At 63.7% G+C, this 17,890-nt stretch carries 22 protein-coding genes; 10 read left to right on the top strand and 12 right to left on the bottom strand.

Going from position 1 to position 17,890, the window contains the following annotated elements:
• Positions 1–15 precede the first annotated feature (15 nt).
• Positions 16–615 carry a helix-turn-helix domain-containing protein gene (locus DM807_RS18625; RefSeq protein ID WP_069942481.1) on the bottom strand — a complete coding sequence of 200 codons (600 nt, stop codon included), beginning with the start codon at positions 613–615 and terminating at the stop codon, positions 16–18.
• A 39-nt stretch (positions 616–654) separates the two neighbouring features.
• Positions 655–2,607 (bottom strand): oxidoreductase, encoded by a 1,953-nt coding sequence (locus DM807_RS18620; protein ID WP_179027700.1) that lies wholly within the window; start codon positions 2,605–2,607, stop codon positions 655–657.
• A gap of 177 nt (positions 2,608–2,784) precedes the next feature.
• On the opposite strand from DM807_RS18620, the gene DM807_RS18615 reads away from it, so the two are divergent.
• The 5 genes from DM807_RS18615 (at position 2,785) to DM807_RS18595 (ending at position 6,123) form a co-directional block, all read left to right on the top strand.
• Positions 2,785–3,828 (top strand): ABC transporter substrate-binding protein, encoded by a 1,044-nt coding sequence (locus DM807_RS18615; protein WP_179027699.1) that lies wholly within the window; start codon positions 2,785–2,787, stop codon positions 3,826–3,828.
• Between the two features lie 240 nt (positions 3,829–4,068).
• Positions 4,069–4,953, top strand: coding sequence for an O-acetylserine/cysteine exporter (locus tag DM807_RS18610; protein WP_012272538.1), 885 nt, complete (start codon positions 4,069–4,071; stop codon positions 4,951–4,953).
• A 70-nt stretch (positions 4,954–5,023) separates the two neighbouring features.
• On the top strand, positions 5,024–5,344 hold the full coding sequence (locus DM807_RS18605) for a YbjQ family protein (RefSeq protein ID WP_012272537.1): 321 nt from the start codon (positions 5,024–5,026) through the stop codon (positions 5,342–5,344).
• 138 nt (positions 5,345–5,482) lie between these two features.
• Positions 5,483–5,671 carry a hypothetical protein gene (locus DM807_RS18600; protein ID WP_003253897.1) on the top strand — a complete coding sequence of 63 codons (189 nt, stop codon included), beginning with the start codon at positions 5,483–5,485 and terminating at the stop codon, positions 5,669–5,671.
• A 140-nt stretch (positions 5,672–5,811) separates the two neighbouring features.
• On the top strand, positions 5,812–6,123 hold the full coding sequence (locus DM807_RS18595) for a hypothetical protein (protein WP_179027698.1): 312 nt from the start codon (positions 5,812–5,814) through the stop codon (positions 6,121–6,123).
• Positions 6,124–6,169: 46 nt separating this feature from the next.
• Here the strand turns inward: DM807_RS18595 and DM807_RS18590 are convergent, their stop codons facing one another.
• Positions 6,170–6,502, bottom strand: coding sequence for a hypothetical protein (locus tag DM807_RS18590; protein WP_012272535.1), 333 nt, complete (start codon positions 6,500–6,502; stop codon positions 6,170–6,172).
• A 301-nt stretch (positions 6,503–6,803) separates the two neighbouring features.
• A complete protein-coding gene (gene ampC, locus DM807_RS18585; protein ID WP_179027697.1) occupies positions 6,804–7,946 on the bottom strand; it encodes a class C beta-lactamase in 1,143 nt (380 codons plus the stop codon).
• Positions 7,947–8,052: 106 nt separating this feature from the next.
• On the opposite strand from ampC, the gene DM807_RS18580 reads away from it, so the two are divergent.
• Positions 8,053–9,057 (top strand): bile acid:sodium symporter family protein, encoded by a 1,005-nt coding sequence (locus DM807_RS18580; RefSeq protein WP_179027696.1) that lies wholly within the window; start codon positions 8,053–8,055, stop codon positions 9,055–9,057.
• 46 nt (positions 9,058–9,103) lie between these two features.
• Here the strand turns inward: DM807_RS18580 and DM807_RS18575 are convergent, their stop codons facing one another.
• Positions 9,104–9,697 carry an eCIS core domain-containing protein gene (locus DM807_RS18575; RefSeq protein WP_012272532.1) on the bottom strand — a complete coding sequence of 198 codons (594 nt, stop codon included), beginning with the start codon at positions 9,695–9,697 and terminating at the stop codon, positions 9,104–9,106.
• The gene (locus tag DM807_RS18570) at positions 9,684–10,247 is read right to left on the bottom strand and encodes a TetR/AcrR family transcriptional regulator (protein ID WP_179027695.1); all 564 of its coding nucleotides are present in this window, start codon (positions 10,245–10,247) and stop codon (positions 9,684–9,686) included. Before DM807_RS18570 ends, DM807_RS18575 begins: the two co-directional genes overlap by 14 nt.
• A gap of 89 nt (positions 10,248–10,336) precedes the next feature.
• Here DM807_RS18570 and DM807_RS18565 point away from each other — a divergent pair, with 89 nt between their 5' ends.
• Positions 10,337–11,068, top strand: a complete 732-nt coding sequence (locus tag DM807_RS18565; protein WP_060493133.1) for an SDR family oxidoreductase — start codon at positions 10,337–10,339, stop codon at positions 11,066–11,068.
• A gap of 29 nt (positions 11,069–11,097) precedes the next feature.
• Positions 11,098–11,712, top strand: a complete 615-nt coding sequence (locus DM807_RS18560) for a 2-hydroxychromene-2-carboxylate isomerase (RefSeq protein ID WP_012272529.1) — start codon at positions 11,098–11,100, stop codon at positions 11,710–11,712.
• Here DM807_RS18560 and DM807_RS18555 read toward each other — a convergent pair.
• From DM807_RS18555 to DM807_RS18535, 5 genes are all read right to left on the bottom strand, one after another.
• A complete protein-coding gene (locus tag DM807_RS18555) occupies positions 11,685–11,984 on the bottom strand; it encodes a DUF7693 family protein (protein WP_012272528.1) in 300 nt (99 codons plus the stop codon). The two genes, DM807_RS18560 and DM807_RS18555, sit on opposite strands and share 28 nt — an antisense overlap.
• Positions 11,985–11,986: 2 nt before the next feature.
• A complete protein-coding gene (locus DM807_RS18550) occupies positions 11,987–12,532 on the bottom strand; it encodes a cupin domain-containing protein (protein ID WP_003248033.1) in 546 nt (181 codons plus the stop codon).
• Between the two features lie 81 nt (positions 12,533–12,613).
• Complete coding sequence (locus tag DM807_RS18545) at positions 12,614–13,819, bottom strand: MFS transporter (RefSeq protein ID WP_012272527.1); 1,206 nt, start codon at positions 13,817–13,819, stop codon at positions 12,614–12,616.
• A gap of 86 nt (positions 13,820–13,905) precedes the next feature.
• Positions 13,906–14,439, bottom strand: a complete 534-nt coding sequence (locus tag DM807_RS18540) for a cytochrome b (protein WP_012272526.1) — start codon at positions 14,437–14,439, stop codon at positions 13,906–13,908.
• Positions 14,436–15,488 (bottom strand): catalase family peroxidase, encoded by a 1,053-nt coding sequence (locus DM807_RS18535; RefSeq protein ID WP_179027694.1) that lies wholly within the window; start codon positions 15,486–15,488, stop codon positions 14,436–14,438. The genes DM807_RS18540 and DM807_RS18535 overlap by 4 nt, the downstream gene beginning before the upstream one ends.
• A 124-nt stretch (positions 15,489–15,612) precedes the next feature.
• Between DM807_RS18535 and DM807_RS18530 the strand changes: the two genes are divergently transcribed.
• Both DM807_RS18530 and DM807_RS18525 read left to right on the top strand, forming a co-directional pair.
• Complete coding sequence (locus DM807_RS18530; RefSeq protein ID WP_012272524.1) at positions 15,613–16,134, top strand: sigma-70 family RNA polymerase sigma factor; 522 nt, start codon at positions 15,613–15,615, stop codon at positions 16,132–16,134.
• Positions 16,131–16,883 carry an anti-sigma factor family protein gene (locus DM807_RS18525; protein ID WP_012272523.1) on the top strand — a complete coding sequence of 251 codons (753 nt, stop codon included), beginning with the start codon at positions 16,131–16,133 and terminating at the stop codon, positions 16,881–16,883. Before DM807_RS18530 ends, DM807_RS18525 begins: the two co-directional genes overlap by 4 nt.
• Positions 16,884–16,922: 39 nt before the next feature.
• Here the strand turns inward: DM807_RS18525 and xthA are convergent, their stop codons facing one another.
• Positions 16,923–17,735, bottom strand: coding sequence for an exodeoxyribonuclease III (gene xthA, locus DM807_RS18520; RefSeq protein ID WP_012272522.1), 813 nt, complete (start codon positions 17,733–17,735; stop codon positions 16,923–16,925).
• Positions 17,736–17,890: the final 155 nt, after the last annotated feature.

Raw genomic sequence — 17,890 nt, 5'->3', positions numbered from 1 at the left:
GCCTGCAGGAGTGCTTCAGAATGTTGGCGGTGTGATTACCCAGATCACCACGGCATCCACGTCACCGGGGTTGCCATAGCGATGTGGTTCCTGGCTCGAGAAACTGAAGCTGTCGCCCTCACTCAGCTGGAAATGCCGCTCGCCCACCCACAGCTCGAAGGTGCCGCTCAGCAGGTAGCCGGCTTCTTCGCCGTCATGGCTGTAGCTTTGCTGGCTGTAGGTGCCCGGGGGGAAGCGTGAGTGCAGGATCTCCAGCTGGCGGTTGGGCTGCGGGGTGAGCAGTTGATCGACGATGCCGTCTTCATAGTGCACGCTCAGGCGGCTGTTGCGCCGCACCACATAGCCCTGGTCCTCGGGCGCGGTGGTGGCTTCGCTGGCGAAGAACCACTGGATGGTCACGCCCAGGCTGCGGGCGATGTTGAACAGCGCCGGGATAGACGGGTAGGAGAGGTTGCGTTCCAGCTGGCTGATGTAGCCCGCAGTCAATTCACTGTGTGCGGCCAGCTCCGCCAGGGTCATGCCGCGGCGCTTGCGCAGGCCGCGGATGCGTGTGCCGAGAAACTGCGGCGCGGCGCCCCCGGTTTCGCTGGCGGGGGGCTGGGGGAGTTGGCTCATGCACGTCGGTCCATCGCAAAAGCCGCAGTATGTACAGCCTCAGAGCGCCCAGGCAACTGTCAGGCCATCGTGAATGGCCTCTTCGGCCGTGCGCGGCGCCAGGCAGTCGCCAATCCGTCGTACCTCCACCAGGCCTGCCAGTTCAGTGGCAAGGCGGTCTTCCGGTTGATGGCCCAGGCACAGCACCAGGGTGTCGATGCCTTCGAAGATCATTGGTTCGCCGCTGGCGGTGTGCTGCAGGTACACCGTATTGTCGTCGCTGCCATACAGGCGGGCATAAGGGGTGATGGGGATGCCCAGGCGATGCAGCTCGCCGGCCAGTTGATCGCGTACATAAAGCGGCAGGCTTTCGCCGCAATTGGTGCCGTTTACCGCCAATTGCACCTGATGGCCCTCGCGTACCAGGCGTTCGGCGATACCGGGGCCGATCCAGTCGCAGCGCCAGTCGACCACCAGCACCGAACGCCCCAGCTTCACTTCATTGCGCAGGACTTGCCAGGCGTCCACCACCTGCAGCTCCCCGGTACGCTCGAACGCCGGCCAGTATGGGGTGGCACCGGTTGCCGCGATGACCAGGTCCGGGCGCTCGCGTTCGACCAGGGCGCGGTCGACCCGGGTATTGCGCACTACCTCTACACCGGCCAGGGCCATTTCCCGCTGCAGGTTGGTGCTGGCACCGCCGAACTCGCTACGCCGTGGCAGCAGCTGGGCCAGCAACACCTGCCCACCCAGCTGCGGGCCGGCCTCGTACAGGGTGACCTGGTGCCCGCGCGCGGCGGCCACGGCGGCGGCCTTCATACCGGCAGGCCCGCCACCTGCGACCATGATGCGCTTGGGCGAAATGGCGGGCGTAAGTTGCCCGTATTGCAGCTCACGACCGGTTTCTGGACGCTGAATGCAGGAAATGGCCAAACCACGGTGGAAGTGGCCGATACAGGCCTGGTTGCACGCGATGCAGGCACGTACGTCCTCGACCTGGCCGCGTTCGGTCTTGCTCGGCATCAACGGGTCGCAAATCAACGCTCGGGTCATGCCGCACACATCGGCCTGGCCGCGCGCCAGGATCAGCTCGGCTTCCTGGGGCTGGTTGATGCGCCCGGTGACGAACAGCGGTATATCGAGCTGTTGCTTGAAGGTGCCGGCCTCGCGGGCCAAGTAAGCCGCCTCGATCGCCATCGGCGGCACGATATGCACGGCGCCGCCCAGCGATGCCGAGGTGCCGGCGACGATATGCAGGTAATCGAGCTGGCCCTGCAAGGCCACGGCGGCCGCCAGTGACTCGTCTTCGCTCAGGCCCTGGGTGTCGCGCTCGTCAGCGCTGATGCGCAGGCCGATGATGAAATGTTCGTCGGTGGCGGCGCGCACAGCGGCCAGCACTTCGCGCAAGAACCTCAAGCGCTGCGCCAGTTCGCCGTTGTAGCCATCGCTGCGCAGGTTCACCCGCGGGTTGAGGAACTGCGCGGGCAGGTAGCCATGGCTGGCGACCACCTCGACGCCATCCAGCCCGGCCTGGTGCAGACGGCGGGCGGCGCTGGCGTAGCCCTGGACGATTTCGTCGATCATCGCCTGGTCCAACGCGCGCGGCATTACCCGGAAGCGCTCATTGGGCACTGCTGAGGCCGAGTAGGCCACCGCCAGCAGGCCGTCCGCCGACTCCATGATCTCCCGCCCGGGGTGGAACAGCTGCGACAGCACCACGGTGCCGTGCGCATGGCAAGCCTCGGCGAGCTGGCGGTAGCCATCAATGCACGCATCGTCGGTGGCCATCAGTACGTGTGAGGTGTAGCGGGCACTGTCGTGCACCCCGGCGACCTGCAGCACGATCAGGCCGACACCACCGGCAGCACGGTCCCGCTGGTAGGCGATCAGCTTGTCGTTGACCAGGTTGTCGGTGGGCAGGCAGGTGTCGTGCCCGGTTGACATGATGCGGTTCTTCAAGCGTTTGCCGCGGATCTGCAAGGCTTCGAACAGGTGAGGGAAGGCGGTTTGCATTCTGGCGGCTCCGGTGCGGTGTTGTTCTTGTTTTGATTATGAAAGTGTAGCTTCAGTAAAAAATCAACTTGTTTTTTTACTGGTGCACGACTAGGTTTTCGTCACCCTCTCAGCGAGGGTGTGACCTCACAACAACAAGAAAACGGGCCCGTAGGGCACCAGCAGAGGGAAACTACGATGCAGCTATTTCCACGTGTGACCAGCCTTTGTGCAGCCTTGCTGGCCCTTGGTCTGGGCAATGCGCATGCCGCGCCGCAGATGGTCGTGGTCGGTTACGGCGGCGCAGGCCAGAAAGCCCAGGATGAGGCGATCTTCAAGCCCTTCAGCGCCCAGGATGGCAGCAAGCTGATCCAGAGTGAGTACAACGGCGAGATGGCGCGCATTCAGGTAATGGCCGACACCGGTAATGTCGACTGGGACGTAGTGCAGATCGAGGGGCCGGACTTGATGCGCGGCTGCGATGAGGGCGTCTACGAGCACTTGGACTGGCAGCGCCTGGGCCATGCCGCCGAGCTGGTCCCTGACGCGGCGCAGGACTGTGGTTCGGCTGCGCTGGTGTGGAGCGTGGCCATCGCCTATGACCGTAGCAAACTAGCCCAGGCGCCGGCCTCGTGGGCCGATTTCTGGGACGTGAACAAGTACCCGGGCAAGCGGGGCCTGCGCAAGCGCGCGGTGTACAACCTGGAGTTCGCTCTGTTGGCTGACGGGGTCAAGGTCGAGGACGTTTACCAGGTACTGTCCACGCCGGCGGGTGTCGAGCGGGCGTTCGCCAAACTCAGTGAACTCAAACCCTACATCCAGTGGTGGGACGCCGGCGCCCAGCCAGCGCAATGGCTGGCGGCGGGGGATGTGGTGATGACGTCGATCTACAGCGGGCGTATCGCTGTGGCCGCGCAGCAGGGCAGCCCGCTGGCCGTGGTCTGGCCTGGCAGCCTGTACGGCATGGACTATTGGGCAATCATCAAAGGCTCGCGGCATGTCGACCAGGCGAAACGGCTGATCGCCTACGCCAACCAGCCAGATACGCAGGTGCGGTATGTGCAACAGATCCCCTATGGGCCGACCAACACCCAGGCAGCCGCCAAGCTTGACCCGGCCTTGGCCAGCTGGGTGCCTACGTCGCCGCAAAACCTGCAGGGGGCGCTGGCGATGAATGTGGAATTCTGGGTCGATCATGGCGAAGAACTGGAGCAGCGCTTCAATGCCTGGGCCAGTAAATAGCGCTCAGCACAGGCACAACCATGATGACTGCAACAAAAAAGCCAGCGGCAGGCGCTGGCGGCCTGGCTACGGATGCTGAGCAAGGTCTCGCCCGATTATCAAGCATGAACGTGCCGATACTGGCGAGTAGGAACAGTCACTGTTGCGCAACCCTTGGCCACAACTGTGCTGGTCCCAACTCAAGGAATAGCCTTATGCTGTAACGAAATATGTCTAGAAAGTTTGCAGAAGGAAGTCGCAATGCCGCTCAAGGACCTGCTCATCGCCCTGGTGGTGATTGTCGCCTGGGGAGTCAACTTCGTGGTCATCAAAGTTGGCCTCGATGGCTTGCCGCCGATGTTGCTGGGGGCATTGCGCTTCTTGTTGGTGGCGTTCCCGGCGGTATTGCTGGTCAGGCGGCCGAAACTGCCGTGGCGCTGGTTGATCGCCTACGGCGCGACCATTTCGCTGGGCCAGTTCGCGTTCCTGTTCCAGGCCATGTACAGCGGCATGCCGCCAGGGTTGGCTTCGTTGATCCTGCAGTCGCAAGCCTTCTTTACCCTTGGTTTCGCTGCGCTGTTCCTCGGTGAGCGGCTGCGCCTGGCCAGCGTGCTTGGGCTGTTGGTAGCGGCCAGCGGCCTGGCGTTGATCGGCAGCGAGGACGGCGGCCACGTGCCAATGCTGGCGCTGGTGCTGACCCTGTGTGGCGGTGCCATGTGGGGGCTGGGCAATATCATTACCCGGCGTTTTGGCTCGGTTGACCTGGTGGCATTGGTGATCTGGGGTGGGTTGATCCCGCCGCTGCCATTCCTGGCGCTGTCCTGGTGGCTGGAAGGCCCTGAACGCATCGGCCATGCCCTGGCCAACATCAGCTGGAGTTCGGTACTGGCCCTGGCGTACCTGGCGTTTGTCGCCACCATGCTTGGCTACAGCCTGTGGAGCACACTGCTGTCGCGTCACCCGGCAGGCAAGGTGGCACCGTTCTCGTTACTGGTACCGGTGATCGGCTTGAGCTCGTCGGCGTTGCTGCTGGGCGAACGCCTGACCACTACCCAGGGCTGGGGCGCATTGCTGGTGATGGCTGGTTTGCTGGTAAACGTGTTTGGTGCGCGGATCGGCCAGCGTTTGCGGGCTGCCATGGCATAAAGGGCTTAAATTCATTGAGCTGCGCTCTGTTAGAATCGGTCTCTTTTGGCCAGACCTGCGGAGCGCATTCATGATCATTTCCACCACCAGCCAACTCGAAGGCCGCCCGATTGCCGAGTACCTGGGCGTGGTCAGCTCCGAATCGGTGCAAGGCATCAACTTCGTGCGCGATTTCTTTACACGCTTTCGCGATTTCTTCGGCGGCCGTTCGCAAACCTTGGAGAGCGCGCTGCGCGAGGCCCGCGAGCAGGCCACCGAAGAACTCATGGCACGGGCACGCCAGTTGCAAGCCGATGCGATAGTGGGGGTGGATTTCGAGATCAGCATGCCGTCGGTACAGGGCGGCATGGTCGTGGTATTTGCAACCGGTACGGCAGTGCGCCTGAAGTAGAGCCGTCTGCCACTGGTCGGCGGCAAGGTGCTTGTCCGAGCGGTCTGCAAATGACCAGCTAGTCTCACTTTCACAGGCCGCGTTTCCTGGGCAACTTTTCTGGTTGCCGGCGCGACCGCCACTGGAGGGAGACAGGGCATGAGCGAATCCTTTTTCGAAGACCTGAACGATGCGTTCCCGATCAACAGCCAGGTGCGTTGCGGCCAGGCGGCATTCCGCCTGGGGTTCGCCCACATGACGCTGGATGATTCCGAACAGCTCCAGCCTGCACATCTGCAGCGCAGCAAAAAAGGCCGCTTCATGCCGCGGGTACCACTGAAGAAGTAAGCCCGCTCCAGCAAAGCCCCGCCCAATGGCGGGGTTTTTTTTGCCATTCGTTGATACGCCTCATGGTATTGCCGGGTAACGCTCGCCGGATGGCCAAGGCTGTGGTTTTCTGATGCGGCATTCCAGTAACGGAGGATTGAATGCTCATGCGAGTCAGGGAACAGACCTATTGGCAGTGGGCCGACGCCCAGCTGCACAGCCGCTGCCACGACGAAGCACTCAGCGACGGCACCATACTGGACGTACAGGTGCGCTTGTCGCGCCTTGGGGCGACGCAGCTGTTTCTGGGTTTGTACGCCGGGGATGGGCGGGCGTTGCTGGAAGAGTATTACCCCGCCCGGCCAGGCGAGACCATGACCCGCGCGCTGGTATGGGGTGTCGACCGCGCCCGAGCGATGGCAACGGGCGCCTTGCCCTTGCCGGAAACCCGCCTGCAGCGGCGCCAGGCATGAAAAAGCCCGGCCTATGCTGGCCGGGCTCTGGTAAGGGTGCGAACCCTCAGTTAAGCGGTTCGATCACCTTGACTGCCTGCTGCTCACGGGCAGCGGGCCATTCTTGTTGCAGGGTCTGCAGCACGCGGCCAACGAACTCGGTGTCGGCGGCGGCCTTCTTGCCGACGTAGCCTTGGCCACGGCGGTAGACCTTGAAGCGGGCACGCATGCTGGGCAGGTGCTCTTCAAATTCATCTTCGACGGTGTTCGGTGGCAGGCGGTCGAGGCGCACTTCACCGGTTTGGCTAACCCACAGCAGGTGGTCGTCGAGGCTGTCCTTGCGGATGGCGAACAGCTGAGCCAATTGGTCGATAGTCGGATTGTTGTTCAAGTTCATCATAAAGCCCCCATTACCCATTCGTAGGTGATTTTCACAGTTGGCGCTACCACGGTGTAGCGCACTACCAAGGCTGCTACAGCAGCATCGCAACAGGGGCTTTCTCACGCTGCCTTTTGGACAGTTTCCCTCTCCACGGACGGCCTGCGTTACCGCGCAGGCCGTCTGGAACACCCTTGCCACCGCTCCCGATCGGGGAGACGGCTTCATCATGCACAAGCGCGATGAACGGCGTCAACCATTTTGTAGTGAATATTTTCGAGCACTACATTCCTGTCGTTTTGTTCGACAATCGCGGCTTCGGCTACAGCCCGGACAGTATTTCGAAGGCCGCGCGAACCCGCGCTTCGTTCGGATAATTCCGGTTGGCCAGCAGCACTACTGCCAGCTGTTCGGAGGGGACAAACGCGGCATAGGCGCCGAAGCCATTGGTTGAACCTGTCTTGTTGTACCAGGCTGCCGACAGCGCGGGCAGGGCCGGTTGCAAGCGTGTGGTTGCCTGCGGTTCACGGATCAGCCGTGGGCTGTTGCCATCGACCAGGGTGCTCAACGTAACCGGGTAGGGGTAGCGTTCCCAGCCCAGGCCTTGGGTCATGGCGCCGACCTGGAAGTAGCCCTGCTGGGTAATGGCCGTGGCTTTCACCAGCGCCGCTGGCAGGCCCTGTGGCTGCATCTGCAGGCGCACATAGCGTAGCAAGTCGCTGGCGCTGGTCTTGATACCGTAGGCCTCGTCGGCATAAGGGCCGGGGCCGACGCGCACTGGCTTGTCGGTGGCGTCGTAGCCTTGGGCATAAAGGCCGTGGGCACTGGCTGGAACCTGCAAGTAGGTGTTCTCCAGGCCCATTTTCGCCAACAGGCCTTCGCGCATCAGCGTGGCGAACGGTTGGTGCTGTGCGCGGGCGGCCAGGTCACCGAACAAGCCCAGGCTGGGGTTGGAATAGCAGCGTTGGGTGCCGGGTTTGGCGCGAGGTTGCCAGTGGCGGAAGAAATCGACCACCTGCTGTGGTGTTTGCACCGTATCCGGGAACTGCAGCGGCAGGCAGTCGGCGCTGTAGGCGCCCAGTTCCAGCACGGTCGCGTCGCCAATGGGTACGCCGGCCAGTGCTGGATGATAGCGCTTTGCCGGGGCATCGAAGTCCAACTTGCCTTCGGCACTGGCCAGTGCGGCGAGGGTGGCGGTGTAGGTCTTGCTCAGCGAGCCGATCTCGAACAGCGTGTCGCGGCTTACCGGCACGTTGTCGGCCTTGCTGGCCACGCCGTAGCTGAAGTAGTGCGCATGGTCGCGGGCATAGATGGCCACGGCCATGCCGCTGATGCCTTGTTCCTGCATCAGCGGGCGGATGATCTGGTCGACCTTGGCCTGCAACTGGTCGTCGGCCTGTGCGCAGGCGTGACCCAAAGTGAGGGTAATGGCGGCTGCAAGTGCAGCCAGGCGAGGGCGGGGCATGGCGGGTCCTTTTATGGCACGTGTCCGTTGAGCGATACCGCTGGGGGTTCCGGCGTTAGCAGCGAAAAGCCGCAGACCTTATCGTCTGCCCTTGCACAATGACAAGATGGACACAGTGATGAAGTTTCTACGCATGTTATTCGACAATTTCACCCTGGCCTTGCTCGGGGTGGTGCTTATCGCCACCGTGCTGCCTTGCTCGGGCGATGGCGCGGTGTATTTCGGCTGGCTGACCAACCTGGCCATCGGCCTGCTGTTCTTCCTGCATGGCGCCAAGCTGTCGCGTGAAGCGATCATTGCCGGTGCCGGGCACTGGCGCCTGCACCTGCTGGTGTTTGCCTGTACGTTCGTGCTGTTCCCGCTGCTGGGCCTGGCATTCAAGCCGCTGTTCGTGCCACTGGTGGGTAACGAGCTTTACCTGGGCGTGCTCTACCTGTGCGCCTTGCCGGCTACCGTGCAGTCGGCCATCGCCTTCACCTCGTTGGCCCGTGGCAATGTGCCGGCGGCGATCTGCAGTGCGGCGGCTTCCAGCCTGCTGGGTATCTTCCTGACGCCGTTGCTGGTGATGATGTTGCTGGGCGCCAGTGGTGATACGGGCTCTGGGCTGGATGCGGTGTTGAAGATCACCCTGCAACTGCTGGTGCCGTTCGTTGCTGGCCAGATTGCGCGGCGCTGGATTGGCGCCTGGGTCAAGCGCAATGCGCGTTGGCTCAAGGTGGTGGACCAGGGGTCGATCTTGCTGGTGGTGTACACGGCCTTCAGCGAGGCTGTGGTGACCGGCCTGTGGCACACCGTATCGCCGCAGCACCTGGCCGGCTTGTTCGTGGTGTGCGGTATTTTGCTGGCGGTGGTGCTGTTTGGTACTCGCCTGCTTGGCAAGGCATTGGGCTTCGACCTCGAGGACCGCATCACCATCCTGTTCGCCGGTTCCAAAAAAAGCCTGGCTACCGGCGTACCCATGGCCCAGGTGTTGTTCGTGGGCAGTGGTATTGGCGCGATGATCTTGCCGCTGATGCTGTTCCACCAGATTCAGCTGATGGTGTGTGCTGTGCTGGCGCAGCGTTACGCCAGCCGTGAGCAGGTGGCGCAAGAGGCTTCGGCGGCGCCCTGACTGTCACGTAGCAGCAGATGCCGCACCCGCGCAGCGGCAACTGCGGCTATCTGGCCTGCCCGGAAGTACGCTCGCGCAGCGCCTTGCTCACCTCGGCCTCGATCTTGTAAGCGGGGCCTTCCAGGTCGTCATAGTTGCGCGTATAGCGTCGGGCAAACTCCTCCACGCCCAGTTCCTGGTACTGCTGCACATGCTTGAGTTCGTGCGCCCACAAGGCCACGTTGTCCTCGGCATCGTTGGCACGGCGGAAGATGATCGTGTCGATCAGTGTCACGGCGTTCACATCGGGGTTCTGCAATAGCGCATTGGCTGCGCTCATCTGTTGCTCATCCCCCACCCGAAAGCGCGCCGCATCGAGCACGGCAAAGTCGTACCAAGGTTCAAGTTGCGCCCGAATATGCAACGGAATCGGCTGCACTCCGCTGGCCGTGGCCTCGTCGCGAGCCTGGCGCAAGGCGTAGGTCAGGCTGGACGAGGCCATCACCTCAACATCCTTGAGGATCTGCCCGGCCTGGCCAGGGTCGATCGGGGCGCAGAAGCAGCCCATCAGGCACACCTGGTACTGGCCTGGCGGGCAGGCCTGTTCGGCGAACGCTGGCAGGGCCAGCAGCAACCCCAGCAGGGCACTAATCCGCCTCATGCAAGGCCTGTTCGACAAATTGGCGGCTGGCGTCCAGTACCTGCGCTTGTACGCTTTCACTGGCCAACATGCGCCCGACCAGCAGCGCGCCGACGCACTGGCTGATCAGCACCCAGGCCAATTGTTCATCCTCCAGGGTTGTGCTCCAGGCACGGTGCAGTTCCAGCAGCCAGTGCTCAGCCACGTCACGCACCGGTGCTTCGGCGCGGGCAATTTCCACTCCCAGTGGCGGCAGTGGGCAGCCACCCTCGGCATTGTGCAGATGGGCCAGGCTCAGGTACTGCTGCAGGCAGCGGCCCAGGCGCTCGCGGTTGGCACCTTGGCTGGTCAGGCGTGTCAGCGGGCTGTTGCACAGCTCCTGGCGTACTACCTCGGTGAACAGGTCGTCCTTTGACGGGAAGTGGTTGTAGAAGGCACCGCCGGTCAGGCCAATCGCCTTCATCAGCCCTGCCACGCCGGTACTGGCGAACCCTCCGCGTTTGGCCAGCGCGCCGCTGCTGGCCAGCAACCGGTCGCGGGTTTGCTGTTTGTGTTCGTTGGAGTAGCGCATTCACATGCCTCTGCAAGCGGGCTTGACGAAGACCGCGATCATAACATAGCGTTCGTTTACTAAACGATCATTCACCAATGGAGGCGGGCATGACAGAACAACAAAAAGTGGTGCTGGTGATCGGGGCAGGGGACGCCACCGGGGGCGAGATTGCCAAGCGCTTTGCCCGTGAGGGCTACATCGCCTGCGTAACCCGGCGCCAGGCTGAGAAATTGCAGCCGCTGCTGGAGGAGATACGCGCCACTGGCGGCCAGGCCCACGGGTTTGGCTCTGATGCGCGAAAAGAAGATGAGGTAGCTGCACTGATCGAGACCATCGAGCGCGATATTGGCCCAATCGAAGCTTTTGTCTTCAATATCGGCGCCAATGTGCCGTGCAGCATTTTGGAAGAAACCCCACGCAAGTACTTCAAGATCTGGGAAATGGCCTGCTTTGCCGGCTTTCTGACGGCCCAGGCGGTGGCCAGGCGCATGGTCCAGCGTGAGCGCGGCACGATTCTGTTCACCGGTGCCACTGCCGGTACCCGCGGCGCGGCTGGTTTTGCTGCCTTCGCCGGGGCCAAGCATGGCCTGCGTGCCCTGGCGCAGAGCATGGCGCGCGAGTTGGGGCCACGCAACATCCATGTCGCCCATGTGGTGGTGGACGGTGCCATCGACACGGCCTTCATCCGCGACAGCTTTCCCGAGCGCTATGCCCTCAAGGACCAGGATGGCATCCTTGATCCGGCACACATTGCCGACAGCTACTGGTTCCTGCACGCCCAGCCCCGCGATGCGTGGACGTTCGAGCTGGACCTGCGCCCCTGGATGGAACGCTGGTAAGCCCCTATCACCCCGCAAGGACCCTAAGCATGAACAAGACTGTCGATTTCTATTTTGACCTGGGCAGCCCGGCCAGCTATCTGGCCTGGACCCAACTGCCGAGCCTGTGTGCCCGCCAAGGTGCCACACTGCGCTACCAGCCAATTCTGCTTGGAGGGGTGTTCCAGGCCACCGGCAACGCCTCGCCGGCGACGATCCCGGCCAAGGGGCGCTACATGTTTACCGACCTGGCACGCTTTGCCGCACGCTACGAGGTACCGTTCGGGATGCCATCAGGGTTCCCGATCAATACCCTGGCCTTGATGCGCGGCGTGCTGGGTACCCAGTTGCGTTCACCGGAGCGGTTCGAGGCCCTGTTGTCGGCGCTGTTCAATGGGCTATGGGCACAACGCCGCAACCTGGGCGATAACGCAGTTCTGGATGAGACGCTGACCCAGGCAGGCTTCGACCCGCAGGTATTTCACGGGTTGACGGCTGACGGTGAGGTAAAAGCTGCGCTGAAGCAGGCAACCGAGGCGGCTGTGGCGCGCGGGGTGTTTGGTGCGCCCACCTGCTTTGTGGGCGATGCGATGTTCTTTGGCCAGGACCGCCTGGACTTTGTCGAAGAAGCGCTGCGTCAGGGCGCCAGCAGCTTCTCCAGCTGAGTGCGCTCCCACAGGCTGAGCAGGTCGGTGGGGTTGGTGCCGTAGCGCTGCCAGTCCTCGAGCCCGGCCTGTTCACCGTCGGGGGCCTGGCAATGAATGCAATGTGCCAAGCCTTCGGCATCCAGGGCCAGCGTCAATCGCCAGCCCTGGATGTCGACATCGACCAGACCGCCATCGTGGCGTGCACTCACCTCCAGGTGCTGCACACCAAGGGCCGCGTTGCGCAGGCGCTGGTAAATATCCCGAGTGTTCAGTGCACCGCTGCGCGCCAAGATCAGAAATTGGCCGGCGTGTTGGCGCTGATGATCTCGGCCTCGTCCGGGCCGATGTTCTTGAAACTGTGCGGCAGGGTAGTGGGGATGTAGTAGCCGTCGCCCGAGTTGAGCACGCTGACCTGCCCATCGACCCACAGCTCTACGGTGCCGCGGGTGACCAGGCCACATTCTTCGCCCTCGGCATGCACGATCGGCTCGCCCGAATCGGCGCCGGGTGCATACAGCTCGCGCAGCATGCGCATCTGCCGGCCTTCGACGCTGGCGCCGACCAGCAGCATGCGCAGGCCGTTGCGGCCCAGATCCGGTTGTTCGCCACCCCGGAACACGTAGCGCTCTTCACGCACCGGCTCGTCGAAGCTGAAAAACTCCGCCAGGCTCATGGGTATGCCTTCGAGCAGCTTTTTCAGGGAGCTGACCGAAGGGCTGACGCGATTCTGCTCGATCTGCGAGATCGTCGAATTGGTCAACCCGCTGCGGCGGGCCAGTTCCCGTTGGGAGAGGTTGTTGCGTTCACGCACCAGTTTGAGTCGCGTCCCCGTGTCCATAGCCGCCTTGTAATCAGAGGTGTCAATAATAATGAGCGATGCGCATTAAAACACACTCTGCGCGCTTGCGCGCTGTGCTTGTCAAACCCGCTGTTCACGTGGCATCGGCCACAGTCCGACGAGCAGCAACAGCACGGCTACGGCCAAGAATGGCAGGCGCGGATCAAGGGCATATACCAAGGTGCCGGCCAGCGGCCCGATCACCGCACCCATGCCCTGGGCAGCTCCCACGGAGCCGGCTGTGGCGCCCTGCTCGGAGGCGTGCATGGCATTGGCTGCCAGTGCCGAAAACGCTGGGAACACAAAGCCCATGCCGGCTGCCGCAACAAAGTAGCAAGCCCATAGCCAAGGGGCCGTGGTGGCCAGCGACCCGCAGGCAAAGCCCAGTGCCGATACCGTGGCACCTACCCGGATCATCTTCAGCGGTGGCCACTCCAGCTGGCGCAGCAATACCTGCGCCAGCATCAGCGCTACGCCCACCGTGGTCAGCGCGATGCCGGCAGCCTGGGCCGCTTCGGCGGGGCCCAGATGCAAGCGGTCGAGGGCAAAGAAACCGACGATGATCTGCGACACGGTCACGCTGAGCATGGCGCTGAATGCCACCAGCAACGGCCTGCGCAGGCGCGGGTCGTTCAGCCGCACCGGGCTGGGGGCGTGGGCGTGCGGCAGCGCCTGTGGTTTTAGGGTAAAGAGCAGCACGAGGAAGGCCGTGGCCGGTAGCAGCGACATGATGTGGAACGGCAGGCTCAGGCTGTGCCGTGCCAGTAGCGCCGCCAGCGCTGGCCCGACCACCAGGCCGACGGCGTTGGCCGCGCCCAGCGAGGCCATGGCCCGGGCCCGGCGTTGCGGCTCGACATGGTCGGCTATCAGCGCATTGCAGCCCACTGGGATGGCGGCGTAGAAGGCGCCGATGCAGCCGCGGGCGACGATCAGGCCGATGAACGCCAGGGTCGCGCCCGGCAACCAGCGCAGCGCGCCTTCAACGAACAGGCATAGCAGCCAGTAAGCCAGGGTGAAGCCGGCGCTGCCCAGCAGCAGGATGCGCCGGCGGCCGAGGCGATCCGATAGTCGCCCCCAAGGCCGGGCCAGCAGCACCCAAACCACGCCAGCCACGGTTACGGCGGCGCCAGCTTGCCAGGTGGCCATGCCGAGTTGGCGGGCAATCGGGCCGATCAAGGCGACGAAGGCCATCATCGACATGGTACAGGCCATGTTGGCCAGCAGCAGCGGGCGCAAGTCCAGGGTGCTGGCAGGTAGCAGGGTTGCAGGATCCTTTGCGACGTTCATAGGGCAGTCCAGGGCAGTACGGCAAATAGAAAGCCGATCTTATTAAGAATGATTATTGATTGTCGAACGCCCCGGCATGCAGCAGGTCATTCGCTGCGGCGCAAGGGGCCAGGCCACATGCTACGCAACACACCGTCGCGGCGCACCCATGCATGCATCAAGGCTGCACCCACGTGCACCAGCACCGTGGCGAACAGCAGGTAGCCGGCCCAGCCATGGGCCTGACGCAGCACGGCATACAGCTGCAGGTTGTGCGGGGCGATGGCGGGTAAACCGAGCGGGCGCGGGTAGTCGCCCGCCGATAGCATGGCCCATCCCAGCAGCGGCATGGCCAGCATCAGCCCATAGAGCAGCAGGTGCGAGGCCCCGGCGGCCCAGCGCTGCAGCACTGGCAGGTCGTGTGGCAGCGGTGGGTGCGGCACGCTCAGGCGCACGGCGATGCGCAACAGCACCAGCACCAGCAGGGCCAGGCCGGTGGCCTTGTGCAGGCTGATCAGCAGCGGGTGGCGTGGCGACAGGTCGGCGACCATGCTCACGCCGATGAACAGCATGGCCAGGATCAGCACGGCCATCAGCCAGTGCAACAGACGGGCGAAGGGGTGGAAGGCTTCGGGTTTCATGGACGGGCTCCAGTGCTGAGCGATTCACGGCTGCGGCGGTTGAAGGATTCCGAATAGGCGGCGGACCGGGCGGCGAGGATCGGGTCGCCGGACGCTTCGATACCCCGTGGCAGAATCAGCGGGTCGAAGTTCAGGTCGCGGCAGGCCCCTTGCTCTGGAGCGTCGACGTGCTCCAGCACCAAGGTGCCGGCGTCCACGCTACGACGCTCGGCGGGCCAGAGGCGGGCAGGGTCATCCACGGCATCGCCCGGTTCGGCCAGCACCAAACGCAACGTCCAGCGCAACGGGGCCTGGGCCAGGCGTTGCTGCAGGTCGTGTTGCAGGAACTGTTTGTCATCAACCTGGCCAGGTAGTGCGGCAAACGCGGTTTGTGGCTCGAGCTGCCAACGCACCGGGTGGGCCGTGCCAGCTGAGTCGATCAGGCGGAAGGCATTGATGCTGTGATACTGCGTGCTGGCGAAGCTGTCACTTGGCTTGTAGCTCGCCGCCCACTGGCGAAATGCCGCGCTTTCGGGGTGGGCGGCGAAGAACGCTTGCATCTTGGCCGGGTTAGGTTTGCCGGTGGCCGGGTCGGGCGCGCCCGCGAGCACTTGCTCATAGAACCCTTGCGGGGTACTGACCGCCAGCACCGGCGGGTTGTTCATGCCGGTACGCCAGACCTGGCCGTCGTCGGTGCTGAGTTGAACTGCCAGGCTGCGCACCGGGATGCCTGTATCCGGGGCGAACGGGTTGGCACCGCCGATGGCGAAACGGCCGATAACTGGCACCCGTTGCTGGCTGAAGGCGCGTGCAATGGACAGGTTGGCGGCCTGCCCGCTGGGCTGGAAGTAGCCGCTCACGCACAGGCCCTTGGCGTGGTTCTTGCGGTAGCCCGGGTAGTGACCGGCCTGGGCCTCGAAGGTGTCGATGATGCGCTGTGGCGTCAGCCGGGGTTCGCCGAGCCAGCCGGCGGCATAGGCAAAGCCGACACCTGCGGCCAGCATCACGGCGCCAATGGCTGCCAGGCGCAGCGCTTTGGCCGGGCCGTGCAAGGGTGAGTTCATGGTCATCGTCCGGTTCAGGGAAGGTGCCAGTACGACGGAGCAGGGAAAAACTTATTCCATCGCCGGGAATAGAATTTGTTCACAGGCGTCTGCCCTTTACACTGACAATCCCAAAGGCCGGTACCTAGCGATGCATGACCTGGACGACCACCAGTGGCGCGAACTGCTTGCCCGTCTGCGACGCTTTGCCGTGTGGCTGACCCGCGAACCGGGCAGCGCCGACGACCTGGTGCAGGCAACGGTCGAGCGGGCCCTGAGCCGGCGCGACCAGCAACGTGACGCCGATGCCCTGCGCGCTTGGTTGTTCACCATTCTTTATCGACAGTTTCTCGACGGTAAACGCCGCGAGCGTCTGCATGCGCGTTGGTTGTCCTGGTTTGGCGGCAGCGGGCACGACGAGGAGCCTGTCGGTGACAACCTCGAAGCCATCGTCCTGGCCCAGGCCGACCTGCAGGCGTTTGCCCGGCTGACGGCGGAGCAGCGTGCCTTGTTGCTGCTGGTCAGCATCGAAGGCCTGAGTTACAAGGAGGCCGCCCAGGCTTTGGGCATCCCAATCGGCACTGTGATGTCGCGCCTGTCGCGCGCGCGCAATGCCTTGCGCGAATTGACCGAGGGCAACCCCCAGCCACCGGCCTTGCGGAGACTGAAATGACCCGTCTGATCCCCAGCGAAGACGAACTGCATGCTTATGTCGATGAGCGCCTGGAGCCTGTGCGCCGGGCCCAGGTGCAGGCCTGGCTGGAGGCCAACCCGCAGGCGGCGGCACGGGTGGAAGGTTGGCGTGCCGATGCCCGCCGGCTACGCGCGGCGTTGGCCGGGTTTGATGACCTGCCTGGTGCCGCGCAGCTGGAATTGGGCCCGTTGCGTCGGCAATTGCGCCAGCGCCGGCAGCGGCGTTGGGCCGCTGCGGCGGTGGTGATGTTAGCGCTGGGTGTGGGTGGCTTAGGCGGTTGGCAAGTGCGCGATGCAAGCTTGGCGCGCGTTGACTTGCCCATGGCCGACGCTGTGCAGGCGCATCGCTTGTTTGCTGGCAGTGAAGCCTTGGATATCCAGGCCAGTGACCCAGGGCAGTTGCGCGACTGGCTTGGGCGCCATTTCAGCCGCGTGGGCCAGCTGCCGGACCTGGCGGGCTACGGCTTCAAACCGGTGGGTGCGCGCTTGCTCAGCAACGAGCAAGGGCCGGCGGCGTTGCTGGTGTTTGAAGATGGCAAGGGCCAGCGCATCAGCCTGTTCCTGCGCTCACCCGGCGAGCAATATCGGCGCATGCCGGACGGTCAGCGGGTCGACGGTCAGCTGGAGGCACGGTATTGGTCGCATGGAGCGTACAACTTTGCTTTGGTCAGCGCGGCGGACGATGTGCGCGGAGCGGGGGTGGGGGAGGCGTTGCGGTTGGGGTTGTGAGTGAGGCCAAGGCATGCACCTTGGCGCCCACCCTCCGACTCAGCTCAATTCCAGCCAGATCGGCGCATGGTCCGACGGCTTTTCCATTGCGCGCAGTTCATAGTCCACACCTGCTGCCTTGATGCGTGGCACCAGATGCTGCGAGGCCATGATCAGGTCGATGCGCAGCCCGCGCTTGGGGTCGTCCTCGAAGCCGCGGCTGCGGTAGTCGAACCAGCTGAAGCGGTCCGTCACCTCCGGGTACAGGTGACGGAAACTATCGACAAGGCCCCAGCCTTTCAAGCGTTCCATCCACTCGCGCTCTTCCGGCAGGAAGCTGCACTTGCCGGTCTTCAGCCAGCGCTTGGCGTTGTCCGCACCGATGCCGATATCGCAGTCCTGCGGCGAGATGTTCATGTCGCCCATCACCAGCAGTGGCTGGTCGTTGCGGAACTGGCCTTCGAGCAGGGCCTGCAGGTCGCTGTAGAAGCGCTGCTTGGCCGGGAACTTGGTGGGGTGGTCGCGGCTTTCACCCTGGGGGAAATAGCCGTTCATGATGGTGATCGGGTTGCCGTCGGCATCAGGGAAGGTGCCCCAGATAAAGCGGCGCTGGGCGTCGTCTTCATCGGTGGCAAAGCCTTTGTGCAGGCTCAGCGGCGCCTGGCGCGACAGCAGCGCCACGCCGTAGTGGCCTTTCTGGCCATGGTAGTGCACGTGGTAGCCCAGTGCCTGCACGTCGGCCAGCGGGAACTGATCGTCGCTGACCTTGGTTTCCTGCAGGCCGATCACGTCCGGCTGGTGCTTTTCGATCAGCGCCGCCAGCTGGTGCGGGCGGGCCCGCAGGCCGTTGATGTTGAAACAGACGATCTTCATGGAAAGACAATCCCGGTAAAAGCCGCGATGCTAGCCGACATCGTCCATCATCACCAGCATGGCGGCATGGTCATCCTGCTGCTAACGTGCTCCAGGGGGTGAACGAAGCGCGCAGGGGCACCTCCAAGGCACTGTACGCCCATTCCAGGAGGTCT

It is taken from the genome of Pseudomonas hunanensis, assembly GCF_013393325.1.
Classification (GTDB): domain Bacteria; phylum Pseudomonadota; class Gammaproteobacteria; order Pseudomonadales; family Pseudomonadaceae; genus Aquipseudomonas; species Aquipseudomonas putida_P.
The sequence above is the reverse complement of the archived record's forward strand: the minus strand, read 5'-3'. Positions and strand labels throughout refer to the sequence as shown.

What these genes read in the sequence shown, in the direction of transcription:
- DM807_RS18575 (WP_012272532.1), bottom strand. Translation starts at nt 9,697, where the DNA reads ATGAGGCGGATTAGTGCCCTGCTGGGGTTGCTGCTGGCCCTGCCAGCG.
- DM807_RS18590 (WP_012272535.1), bottom strand. Translation starts at nt 6,502, where the DNA reads ATGATGAACTTGAACAACAATCCGACTATCGACCAATTGGCTCAGCTG.
- xthA (WP_012272522.1), bottom strand. Translation starts at nt 17,735, where the DNA reads ATGAAGATCGTCTGTTTCAACATCAACGGCCTGCGGGCCCGCCCGCAC.
- DM807_RS18560 (WP_012272529.1), top strand. Translation starts at nt 11,098, where the DNA reads ATGAACAAGACTGTCGATTTCTATTTTGACCTGGGCAGCCCGGCCAGC.
- DM807_RS18580 (WP_179027696.1), top strand. Translation starts at nt 8,053, where the DNA reads ATGGACACAGTGATGAAGTTTCTACGCATGTTATTCGACAATTTCACC.
- DM807_RS18525 (WP_012272523.1), top strand. Translation starts at nt 16,131, where the DNA reads ATGACCCGTCTGATCCCCAGCGAAGACGAACTGCATGCTTATGTCGAT.
- ampC (WP_179027697.1), bottom strand. Translation starts at nt 7,946, where the DNA reads ATGCCCCGCCCTCGCCTGGCTGCACTTGCAGCCGCCATTACCCTCACT.
- DM807_RS18550 (WP_003248033.1), bottom strand. Translation starts at nt 12,532, where the DNA reads ATGGACACGGGGACGCGACTCAAACTGGTGCGTGAACGCAACAACCTC.
- DM807_RS18545 (WP_012272527.1), bottom strand. Translation starts at nt 13,819, where the DNA reads ATGAACGTCGCAAAGGATCCTGCAACCCTGCTACCTGCCAGCACCCTG.
- DM807_RS18600 (WP_003253897.1), top strand. Translation starts at nt 5,483, where the DNA reads ATGAGCGAATCCTTTTTCGAAGACCTGAACGATGCGTTCCCGATCAAC.
- DM807_RS18605 (WP_012272537.1), top strand. Translation starts at nt 5,024, where the DNA reads ATGATCATTTCCACCACCAGCCAACTCGAAGGCCGCCCGATTGCCGAG.
- DM807_RS18540 (WP_012272526.1), bottom strand. Translation starts at nt 14,439, where the DNA reads ATGAAACCCGAAGCCTTCCACCCCTTCGCCCGTCTGTTGCACTGGCTG.
- DM807_RS18625 (WP_069942481.1), bottom strand. Translation starts at nt 615, where the DNA reads ATGAGCCAACTCCCCCAGCCCCCCGCCAGCGAAACCGGGGGCGCCGCG.
- DM807_RS18610 (WP_012272538.1), top strand. Translation starts at nt 4,069, where the DNA reads ATGCCGCTCAAGGACCTGCTCATCGCCCTGGTGGTGATTGTCGCCTGG.
- DM807_RS18615 (WP_179027699.1), top strand. Translation starts at nt 2,785, where the DNA reads ATGCAGCTATTTCCACGTGTGACCAGCCTTTGTGCAGCCTTGCTGGCC.
- DM807_RS18595 (WP_179027698.1), top strand. Translation starts at nt 5,812, where the DNA reads ATGCTCATGCGAGTCAGGGAACAGACCTATTGGCAGTGGGCCGACGCC.
- DM807_RS18530 (WP_012272524.1), top strand. Translation starts at nt 15,613, where the DNA reads ATGCATGACCTGGACGACCACCAGTGGCGCGAACTGCTTGCCCGTCTG.
- DM807_RS18565 (WP_060493133.1), top strand. Translation starts at nt 10,337, where the DNA reads ATGACAGAACAACAAAAAGTGGTGCTGGTGATCGGGGCAGGGGACGCC.
- DM807_RS18535 (WP_179027694.1), bottom strand. Translation starts at nt 15,488, where the DNA reads ATGACCATGAACTCACCCTTGCACGGCCCGGCCAAAGCGCTGCGCCTG.
- DM807_RS18620 (WP_179027700.1), bottom strand. Translation starts at nt 2,607, where the DNA reads ATGCAAACCGCCTTCCCTCACCTGTTCGAAGCCTTGCAGATCCGCGGC.
- DM807_RS18570 (WP_179027695.1), bottom strand. Translation starts at nt 10,247, where the DNA reads ATGCGCTACTCCAACGAACACAAACAGCAAACCCGCGACCGGTTGCTG.